The sequence below is a fragment of the Microcystis sp. M169S2 genome, from assembly GCF_020245865.1.
In the GTDB taxonomy this organism is placed as follows: Bacteria; Cyanobacteriota; Cyanobacteriia; order Cyanobacteriales; family Microcystaceae; genus Microcystis; species Microcystis ichthyoblabe_A.
The window spans coordinates 1-7,398 of the sequence record NZ_JADBUB010000143.1 but is presented as its reverse complement, the minus strand read 5'-3'; the positions used below and the strand labels follow the sequence as shown (position 1 = coordinate 7,398).

Sequence of the window (7,398 nt, the reverse complement as noted above, 5' to 3'; positions counted from 1 at the left end):
CTATTTTAGCAAATGGAGAGAATTCTTGTCCATTAAGAAATTTTACAAATTACATGGGTACATTAAGAAAAGTTAAGGGGTATATCCATTGATGGATAAGGGTTTCGGCTATTATGGTATATATGTATGGGGGAAGTTCAGTAATTACACATCTAAGCCACCACTCCGTCAGACTTCTGCTGTGATCAGTAAACAGTGAACTGAAAACTCAAATCCGATCCCTAATAGCTGTATCCCGTCTCTCGTCTCCCGTCTTCCGTCTCGACTAGGAAATTAATTTTGCACGACTACTTAGCATGATACGCTATCTAATCTTAGTGCGATCGCTTTGAACTTTTCCTATTCCCTTTGAGTTGCTTGTCTAACCTGTTCGATCTCTAATTCTAAAGCTTGTGCTATCTGTTCAAAGTTTAATTCTAATGCCAATAAACGAGGAATAGAGGCTAATTTTGCCGCTAATTCGCCTTCCTCTCTACCTTCCTCTAAAGCTTCCTGATACACTTTAGTTTGTTTTAAATCACTTAAACTAAACATTGCTTCTATCTCCTTTCTAAGGATTTAGTCGATTTATACCCCCTTATCGAATCATACCAAGTAACGAAGAGCCTCTTTCTTCTGGTGTCCCCTAGGTCTGCATACTGTAATTCTTGGGCTGCCCATTTCTCCATTTTTTTGCTTACCTTCACCTTGACTCCTTATTTCAAAACTATACCTATCAATCGTTTTCCCTTTTTTTTAAGTCTCTTCTCTTTTTGTTAACAAAGATCTGATACTAAATCCAGTTATTAAAAACTGATTATCTATGGCATAGAACGAGTTAGTTAGGACGCTTTCAATTTTCAAACTCTTATCGGTCAAGGGTTTCAGCGATTGATTGTCCTAACCACCCCGCTCTTTGCTATATTATCTCTTTTGCCCCTTGCCTTTTGCCTGTCCTCATAAGTATCCTATACTCAACGGATTTAGTATCACTAATGGATAGGGGGGATCTGAAAGTTTTCAATACCTACCTACTTAGTTTTTACCCTTCTTTTTAGGTAGGAGAATTGCCAGATTCTTTCTTTTGCACGAGTGCCTGTCGCCCCTTGCCTTCAGAAACTGATAACTAATTCCAGGCTGATGGCTTTTTGGCTTAAGATAAAGTTTAGCCCTCGATCGAGTTCTAGTGTTTTCATGGTTTTACAACTGCGCGTCTATGTTCCCGAACATCCTCTGGTTAAGCATTGGCTGGCGATCGCCCGCGATCAAAATACCCCCTCGGTACTGTTTAAAACAGCGATGACGGAACTAGGGCGCTGGTTAACCTACGAAGCAGCCCGGCAATGGTTGCCGACGCTGGAAACTAGCGTTAAAACCCCTCTAGCGGAATGTCCCGCTACTTTTATCGATCCTAGCGTACCGATGGCCGTAGTCCCGATTTTACGCGCAGGATTAGCCCTGTTGGAAGGGGCGCAAAGTCTTTTACCCCTAGCTAGTACCTATCATCTCGGTTTAGCCAGAAACGAGGAAACCCTGGAGGCGAGTTGTTATTTAAATAAATTACCGGCTAGTTTTGATCCAGCCACGAGAGTGTTAATTCTTGAACCGATGTTAGCCACGGGGGGATCAATTTCAACGGCAATGGCAGAAATTACTGCCAGAGGCGTTGATCCTGCCCTAATTCGCGTGATTTCCGTGGTGGCTGCCCCGCCGGCTTTACAGAAATTGAGTCAGAATTATCCCAGCTTGAACATCTATACGGCTATTATCGATGAAGGACTAAATAGCCGCGGTTACATCGTGCCGGGGTTGGGCGATGCCGGCGATCGAGCTTTTGGAACCTATTAGGAGAAAAACGGATTATGAGTCAGCGAGATGGGTTTGCGGGCGGTTTTTTAGCCGGTGCGATTGTCGGTGGTTTAGTGGGCGGTGTTTTGGGGACAGTGTTGGCTAATCGCAGCCGTCGCGGTTTAGCAGCTGCTGACAATCAGTCTTTTTTGGAGGAGATCCGCAATGGGCGCTTGACTCCAGAGGAAGGTATGGAAATGGCCCGCCGCAGTTTAGAAGATAAAATTGCCCAGTTAAATCTAGCGATCGATGATGTGCGTCAACAGTTAGGATCGGTACAGGAAAACGGCAGCGATCATTAAAATAGGGCTGACTGAATAAATTTAAAAACCTTGTTGGATAAACTCTGTGCTTACCGGCGCTATGGTTAACCTAATCTATGACAAAAATCGACCTCTTCCCAGTGCCGAAGAATTGCCTTCTTCCGACGAAAATCCAGTGGACAATCAGTTGCAAAACGATATTCCCAACCCACTGCTAAGTTTATTAGCCTTAATTTGGAACCATCGAGATGATTGGTATTTTGGGGTAGATATGGCTGTCTGTTATAATCCAGAGGAACCGGCTTTTGTCCCCGATGGTTTCTTAGCCCTTGGAGTCAACCATGATACGGGAGAAAGAGGTCGGTTAAGCTATGTTTTGTAGGCAGAAAAGTATATCTTGCCTATTTTGTTTTTAGAGGTAATTTCTGAAAAATATAATAGTGAATATCAGGAAAAATTCTTAAATTACCAAAGCTTGGGAATTTTGTATTATGTAATATACAATCCTTTCAGTGGCAGAAGAGGAAGATTTAAAAACAGACAAAGATTAGAAGTATATAAATTAGTCTCAGGGAAATATGAACTTCTAGAGAGTGAGAATAATCGAGTTTAGCTGCCTGAAATTGGCTTGGCGCTAGGTTACGAAAAAGGAGAACATATTGCTTGGTATCGGGAATGGTTATACTGGTATAACCAGTCAGGAAATCGCTATCTAACGGCATATGATTGAGAGTATCGGGGGTTGATTCGGTGTATGAGTTCTTATCCTGTTCGCTCTCGGAGTTGTTTTGAGATTACCGCTCAGAGTAGAGCTGCCTTGTCTGTCTATTTTGAGATTGAGTCTCAGGTTGATCGGTTCTTTTCTTCCATAACCCGCGTGTTACCCAACGCGGGTTAGAATGACAATTTGGGATCACATTTGTACCGTTATGGTTTGAACTGGTTATTCACTGTACGATCAACCACCCGCTAAAAATCCCTTTTTTTCAGGAAAAAATCGAGCAGCGACCCCGAAAAAGTGGTAATAGTATTGAAGGAGTGGTCTTAAAAGTGATGATATGACTGACCAGAATGGCGTGTTAGTAGAAGAACAGAGCGAGGATATTACCCGTAAGATGAGTCAATTAGCCACCGAGTCGCCGAAAAACCAATTACAGATTCTGACACAATTAGCCGGGGCCGGAGAAGGTGGCCTAACTGTGTTGAGAGATTTTTTGTTGGCCAAGCAGCCCACTCCTGTTAATCTGGTGACAGGTAAGGCTTATCAATTGCTCTATCAAGATAATAGCACTCAGAGCAAGGAATTTTTAGCTAATTATTTTCCCACGGGTGTTGTTCCCCTAGACAGTGCTAAGGGTATCGATTATCGACTTTTACAGGAATTATTGGCTAAACAGGATTTTCAAACTGCCGATAGTCTCACCCGTCAAAAACTCTGTGAATTAGCAGGAGAAGGAGCAATACAGAGGAAATGGGTCTATTTTACGGAAGTGGAAGCTTTCCCCGGTGTAGATATTCAGACTATTGATAATCTTTGGTTAGTTCATTCGGAAGGAAAATTCGGTTGGTCGGTGCAGCGCAAATTATGGCTCGGTGTCGGTCAAGATTTCCCGAAACTCTGGCCGAAAATTGGCTGGAAAAATGGCAATAATTGGACAAAATACCCCCAAGAATTTATCTGGGATTTAAGCGCTCCCGTGGGTCATTTACCCCTGTTAAATCAACTGCGCGGGGTGAGAGTGGCTGCCTCTTTATTCTCCCATCCCGTCTGGAGTGAAAAATAGATTGAGAGCATTCGGCCCGCTAGTCTATCAGATTTCTACATTTTCGGGACAATTTCCTCTAAGGCCGCTTCTAGATTAGGATAACGATAGTCAAAACCGATCGCTTGGGTGGCTTTTGGCAGCACTTCTTGACCTTCTAAGACAATTTTTGCCCCTTCTCCCAAGAGAATTTCGAGGGCAAAATCTGGCACTGGCAACCAAGAAGGACGCTTCATTACTTCCCCTAATATCTGACAGAATTCTTTCATCCGGACGGGATTGGGTGCAGTAGCGTTGAAAGTACCGTTAATTTCTGGGCGATCAAGACAATAGATAATTAAATTAATTAAATCATCCCGATGAATCCAAGAAAACCACTGACGACCGCTGCCAATCGGACCGCCAGCAAAAAGTTTGAAGGGTGGGATCATTTTCCCTAAAGCACCCCCATTGCCTAAAACAATACCCGTGCGAAGAATGACTAAACGAGTGCCGTAATCTTTCACTTTTTGGGCGGCTGTTTCCCACTTTTTACAGACATCCGCCAGAAAATCGCCACCGGGAGGGCTGTTTTCGTCAAAACTAGCGGTTTCACTGGTTCCATAGTAACCGATCGCCGAGGAGTTAATTAAAACTTTCGGTTTCTGGGCGGCCAAGGCGATCGCTTCGACAATTTTCTCGGTGCCGATTTGCCGACTAGCGACGATTGCCTGTTTTGCTTCACTGGTCCAGCGTTCCGAAATCGGTTCTCCCGCTAGATTAATCACCGCGTCACATCCGGAAATCTCTTTTTGCCAATCCCCCGATTCTGTGGCGATATAGGGAATAATATCTATCTTAGGATAGATTGACTGTGGGTACATTCTTCGGGCTTTATCGGGATTGCGCGTCAAAATTAGGATGTAATCGCCGCGATCATGGAGTTTGACCACCAATCGACTACCCACAAATCCCGTCGCCCCAGTAATCGCTATTTTCATGGTTTCTTGACTAAATTTATGCTTATTTTAGCTGGTTTTTAACTATTAGTATTCAGGAGTCAGGAGTCAGGAGTCAGGAGATTATTTTTATTTATTCTCCCCACACCCTACACCCCACACCCCACTTCTCACTTATCCTGATACCCCATACCGTTGGCTGCTGCGTAACGATTCATAAAGCGCAGAAAACGCTCCCAGTGTTCATCGGTGATTTCAAAACCACATTCTACCCGTTGAATTTCATCTCCTTCATCTCCTCCAAAAATAAACTTAGTCGAGTTGGGAATAACTATAATCACTCCTTCCTCATCCGTGAGACGGAGATCACCGTAGGTGCGGGTGGTGAAACTTTGGAAACGTTCGATCGCTTTCAGGGTTTTAAAAGTCATCAGGACATTGCGAATCCCGGTACTTTTATTTTTGCGGAGACTAACACCGCTTAATTCTTCTGATAAACCGACAAAAAACTCGATCGTGGGAGTGGTCATAGGTGTGGGTATAAGATTTGAGTTATTGATTTTCTCTTAATTACTTTTGATCAGAAAAAATAGTTCATGATTACTAATAAAGTAACCATGAACCGAAAAACAGGCTATTCCGCTTCTCCACCTTGGATTTTGAGGAGGAGAAAACCCCAAGCTAATCCGACGAGGACGAGAACGATCGCCACGATCGGCCCATTAAATAACATACTTTCTGCGGTCATGGTGATTGCTCCTGAGCCTACAATAATCGATAAATGGTATTTTAACCTACGAAGGCGATCGACTGCAGCCAGACTGGGGCAAAATTGAGGGGGAAAATCGGCCAATAAATTTGAGAACTTTCCTAGTATATACGTTCTAACAATCCTCAAGGAAGGATGCTCACCCCCATACTAGATATTTTTAATACTATCTTTATATTTGCCGTCGCCACTTTGTGTTAGTGTCTTATCTGCTTAATTCTCTACTTATACTGAGAAAATTAAGTATTGATAACTATTGGTGATGACTGGTAAAAAATCATTTATGCTCAAGATCAAGTTAATACTATTTTTAGGTTTGTTGCTGCTGAGTTGTCAATCGACTAATCTCAATGGTAATAATAGTTCGATGGCTCAGATTACGGCTGAGAATCAAGGGCAAATATTACCGATCACCGCCAAAGCAGATATTAATGGTGAGATGATTGAGTTAGAAGTTGCTCAAACCCCCGAACAACAGGCCAAGGGTTTAATGTATCGCTTGTCTTTGGAGAAGAATCACGGTATGCTATTTCCCTTTGCACAACCTCTGATAGCCCGGTTTTGGATGAAAAATGTCTCGATTCCTCTAGACATGATTTTTCTAAAAGATGGTATAGTAAAAGCAGTTTTGCTCAATGTCCCTCCTTGTGCTGTGGATCCTTGTCCTGTCTATGGGCCAAACACCATGGTTAATCAAGTCATCGAACTAGCTGGGGGTCGAGCGAAAGAATTAGGAGTGAAAGAAGGAGATAAAATTAAGATTGAGTTTATCTCAAGACCTTAATTTTTGAAAATGGTGTTAACTTTCTTATAAAAAGTGTCCCTTGTCTGGAAGTATAAGTATGGCTTTTAGAAGCTATTACGCATTTATACTGTTTAAGATATAACCATATCGATTAAGATTTTTATAGTCTATTAAATAATAGATTGAATAATCTTCACCCTTGGTATAAATTAAACAGAGACAAAATTCTGCTCGATCTAACGGGAATATCTTAAGAGAGCCAGCGATTTTTAGGAAAGCACACTCTATCATCTAGATAGCTTAGATACAGAAAAACGGTCGCAGGACTAACTGTCCTTGAAACCGATCAGGTCGTGTTTTATTGAAATTACTAGATATACTATTGAGGAAAAAGTCCCCCTATGTCCACGATTGCCTATTCCCAATTCCGACAATTTCTACAAGAGGAATTGTCCCTCCCCCAAGAATCGATCGCTATGGCCGAGCGCTCGATCCAATCTGATAAAATTCATTTACCGATGATTCTCTGGCAGTACGGTTTAGTGACCTTAGAACAATTAGACAAAATTTATGATTTTCTCGAAGAGGTAGTCTAATCTTACAATTTCTCACTATTGACAAGGAGAATAATTGCCATGGCTGTTCATAGTTTCTGGCACAATTTGAAAATTCAGATTCCAAAAACTACTAATCATCACCTGAGAAGTGGGTTATTTAAACCCACTTTTTTAATAACTATACAATTGAGAATTATCGATTAACTGCTCAGTCCATGAAACCCCATGACCAATTTGCCAAAAATTACCTTGAACAATTACTTTCTCCCCTAGGAACCGTCGAAATCAGCAAAGAAGTCAGCGATGAAACCCGACAGATAGATTTATTTTTTTCCCCCAATCCCGAACCCAACCCCGATTATCTGGGATTATTGGGCAGAATTGTCCTTAATACTGTCTTAATTGAACCCTATCGCAATCCTCCCAACCGTAGCGAGATTCGTAATTGTTTAGCAAAACTTTTGGCGATTTTAGCCGAACTGCAAAGACAAGCTAAACGGGAAAATCAGAGTTACAATGAAGACAATTCTCCTCGT

At 42.1% G+C, this 7,398-nt stretch carries 9 protein-coding genes and 3 pseudogenes; 7 read left to right on the top strand and 5 right to left on the bottom strand.

Annotation, left to right across the window (positions count from 1 at the left end; genetic code table 11):
- Nucleotides 1–339: 339 nt before the first annotated feature.
- Together IM485_RS14870 and IM485_RS14865 are read right to left on the bottom strand one after the other, a co-directional pair.
- On the bottom strand, nt 340–534 hold the full coding sequence (locus IM485_RS14870) for an aspartate aminotransferase (RefSeq protein ID WP_104397364.1): 195 nt from the start codon (nt 532–534) through the stop codon (nt 340–342).
- 70 nt (nt 535–604) lie between these two features.
- Nucleotides 605–668 (bottom strand): annotated as a pseudogene (locus tag IM485_RS14865) (transposase DNA-binding-containing protein); the annotation flags it as partial.
- Between the two features lie 505 nt (nt 669–1,173).
- Here IM485_RS14865 and upp point away from each other — a divergent pair.
- The 4 genes and pseudogenes from upp to IM485_RS14845 all read left to right on the top strand — a co-directional run bounded on the left by upp (nt 1,174) and on the right by IM485_RS14845 (nt 3,874).
- A complete protein-coding gene (upp, locus tag IM485_RS14860) occupies nt 1,174–1,827 on the top strand; it encodes a uracil phosphoribosyltransferase (RefSeq protein ID WP_104397363.1) in 654 nt (217 codons plus the stop codon).
- Between the two features lie 14 nt (nt 1,828–1,841).
- Nucleotides 1,842–2,129, top strand: a complete 288-nt coding sequence (locus tag IM485_RS14855) for a ssl2009 family thylakoid membrane protein (RefSeq protein WP_104397362.1) — start codon at nt 1,842–1,844, stop codon at nt 2,127–2,129.
- A 61-nt stretch (nt 2,130–2,190) separates the two neighbouring features.
- Nucleotides 2,191–2,811 (top strand): annotated as a pseudogene (locus IM485_RS14850) (Uma2 family endonuclease); the annotation flags it as partial.
- 337 nt (nt 2,812–3,148) lie between these two features.
- Nucleotides 3,149–3,874, top strand: a complete 726-nt coding sequence (locus tag IM485_RS14845) for a GUN4 domain-containing protein (RefSeq protein ID WP_194013391.1) — start codon at nt 3,149–3,151, stop codon at nt 3,872–3,874.
- Between the two features lie 35 nt (nt 3,875–3,909).
- Here the strand turns inward: IM485_RS14845 and thyD are convergent, their stop codons facing one another.
- The 3 genes from thyD to petM all read right to left on the bottom strand — a co-directional run bounded on the left by thyD (nt 3,910) and on the right by petM (nt 5,539).
- On the bottom strand, nt 3,910–4,833 hold the full coding sequence (gene thyD / locus IM485_RS14840) for a thylakoid membrane protein ThyD (RefSeq protein ID WP_104397360.1): 924 nt from the start codon (nt 4,831–4,833) through the stop codon (nt 3,910–3,912).
- Nucleotides 4,834–4,961: 128 nt separating this feature from the next.
- Complete coding sequence (gene psb28, locus IM485_RS14835) at nt 4,962–5,321, bottom strand: photosystem II reaction center protein Psb28 (RefSeq protein ID WP_002757021.1); 360 nt, start codon at nt 5,319–5,321, stop codon at nt 4,962–4,964.
- Nucleotides 5,322–5,425: 104 nt separating this feature from the next.
- Nucleotides 5,426–5,539 carry a cytochrome b6-f complex subunit PetM gene (gene petM / locus IM485_RS14830; RefSeq protein WP_002731506.1) on the bottom strand — a complete coding sequence of 38 codons (114 nt, stop codon included), beginning with the start codon at nt 5,537–5,539 and terminating at the stop codon, nt 5,426–5,428.
- A 283-nt stretch (nt 5,540–5,822) separates the two neighbouring features.
- Here petM and IM485_RS14825 point away from each other — a divergent pair, with 283 nt between their 5' ends.
- The 3 genes and pseudogenes from IM485_RS14825 to IM485_RS14815 form a co-directional block, all read left to right on the top strand.
- A complete protein-coding gene (locus IM485_RS14825; RefSeq protein ID WP_104397359.1) occupies nt 5,823–6,344 on the top strand; it encodes a DUF192 domain-containing protein in 522 nt (173 codons plus the stop codon).
- Nucleotides 6,345–6,706: 362 nt separating this feature from the next.
- Nucleotides 6,707–6,901 carry a DUF2949 domain-containing protein gene (locus IM485_RS14820; protein ID WP_002732568.1) on the top strand — a complete coding sequence of 65 codons (195 nt, stop codon included), beginning with the start codon at nt 6,707–6,709 and terminating at the stop codon, nt 6,899–6,901.
- Nucleotides 6,902–7,077: 176 nt separating this feature from the next.
- A pseudogene (locus IM485_RS14815) lies at nt 7,078–7,398 on the top strand (flagellar assembly protein H); the annotation flags it as partial.